Raw genomic sequence first — 2002 nt, 5'->3', positions numbered from 1 at the left:
GGGTCGAGGTCTGCCGGCGGGGGTGCGCGGGCGCGGCCCACCCCCCCCCCCAGACCCCGCCCGGGGGGGGGGGCGGCGGGCGGGGGGGGGGGGGGGGGGGCGGCCCCCCCCCGTCGTGGTGGTGCGCGAGATCCTCGGCCGCGACAAGGTCACCCTCGACGAGGCCCTGGCCCTCGTCCTTTACGGCGACGAACGCTGGCAGGGATGGCGCAGCCGCGACCACCTCTGGCCGGACATCCTGGACCGGCTCGGCTGACACCCGGGGACGTGTGCCGGAGGGAACGGACAACCTCCGGCACACCCCTGACGTACCGTCACCCCTTGCGGGTACCGTCGCCGCATGTATCCGGGAGCGTACGACCGAGCCAGGCCGGCCGTCGTCACGGCCGACGGCACCGTCACCCTCACCTACGGGCGCCTCGAGGAGAACTCGCTGCGCCTCGCCGACCACCTGCGCACCGCGGGCCTGCGCAGAGGCGACCACGTGGCCCTGCTGTCCGACAACGACCCGCGCGTCCTGGAGGTCTACTGGGCCGCGCTGCGGTCCGGCCTCTACCTGACCGCCGTCAACCACCACCTCACCGCCGAGGAAGCCGCGTACATCGTGCGCGACTGCGGAGCGAGCGCACTCGTCGTCTCCGGGGCGCTCGACGCGATGGGCGACCGCGTCGAGGAGCTCGTGCCCGAGGTGCGGCACCGGCTCGGCTTCGACGACGGCAGCTACGACCGCGCGCTGGCCGCCGCGTCCCCCGAACCGCCCGCCGTGCAGCCGCGCGGCGCCGACATGCTCTACTCGTCCGGCACGACGGGTCGCCCCAAAGGCATCGAACCCGACCTGCCCGAAGGCGACATCCGCACCGACCCGTCCACGTACCAGCTGCTCTTCCAGCCCATGTACGGCTTCGACGAGGACACCGTCTACCTGTGCCCGGCGCCGCTCTACCACGCGGCGCCGCTGCGGTTCTGCTACACCGTCACCGCGACCGGCGGCACGGTCGTCCTGATGAAGACCTTCGACGCACGTGAGTCGCTGGCAGCGATCGAACGGCACCGGGTCACGCACAGCCAGTGGGTGCCGACCATGTTCGTCCGCATGCTCAAACTGCCCGACGCGGAGCGCGCCGCGTACGACGTGTCGTCGATGAAGGTCGCCATCCACGCGGCGGCGCCCTGCCCCGTCGAGGTCAAGCGGCGGATGATGGACTGGTGGGGGCCCGTCCTGCACGAGTACTACGCGTCGACCGAGGCCAACGGCATCACCTTCATCAGCCCCCGGGAGTGGCTCGCGCGGCCCGGCTCGGTGGGGCGGGGCGGGCTCCTGGGGGAGCTGCGGATCTGCGACGAGGCCGGGAAAGTGCTGCCGCCGGGGGAGACCGGCACGGTCTACTTCGAGCGCGAGGAACTGCCCTTCCGCTACCACCGCGACGACGGCCGCACCCGCGAGGCCCAGCACCCCGAGCACCCGAGCTGGACCACGACCGGCGACATCGGCCACGTCGACGAGGACGGCTACCTCTACCTCACCGACCGCAGGGCCTTCACGATCATCTCGGGTGGCGTGAACATCTACCCGCAGGAGATCGAGGACTGCCTCGTGCTGCATCCGGCCGTCGCTGACGTCGCGGTCATCGGCGTGCCCGACGAGGAGATGGGGGAGGCGGTCCACGCCTTCGTCCAGGCCGCCGAAGGCACCGACGCCGGACCGGAGTTGGGGCGCGACCTCATCGCCTATGTGCGGGACCGCATCGCGCACTACAAGGTGCCGCGACAGGTCGCGTTCGTGCCCGAGCTGCCGCGCACCCCGACCGGCAAACTCGCCAAGGGCGTGCTGCGGCGCGCGGTCGCGGACGCGGCCGGTCAGCCGCCGCCCAGCGCCCGCGCCAGATAGGGCGCGGTGCGGCTGTCCGGCGCCGCCGCCACCGTCGCGGGGGGGGGCCCCCCCCCCCCACGCCCCCCGCCGGCGCACCCCCCCGCGGCCCCCGCGCCGCCCCCCTCGGGGGCC

At 73.9% G+C, this 2002-nt stretch carries 2 protein-coding genes; both read left to right on the top strand.

The window, feature by feature from the left end:
- Positions 1 to 121 precede the first annotated feature (121 nt).
- Positions 122 to 256, top strand: coding sequence for a hypothetical protein (locus ACFW9D_RS25785; protein ID WP_384625323.1), 135 nt, complete (start codon positions 122 to 124; stop codon positions 254 to 256).
- 84 nt (positions 257 to 340) lie between these two features.
- Positions 341 to 1888: an acyl-CoA synthetase gene (locus ACFW9D_RS25780; protein WP_384625320.1), complete on the top strand. Its 1548-nt coding sequence runs from the start codon at positions 341 to 343 to the stop codon at positions 1886 to 1888.
- Positions 1889 to 2002 lie beyond the last annotated feature (114 nt).

The sequence above is a fragment of the Streptomyces sp. NPDC059524 genome, assembly GCF_042749255.1.
Classification (GTDB): Bacteria; Actinomycetota; Actinomycetes; order Streptomycetales; family Streptomycetaceae; genus Streptomyces; species Streptomyces xanthii.
The sequence above is the reverse complement of the archived record's forward strand: the minus strand, read 5'-3'. Positions and strand labels throughout refer to the sequence as shown.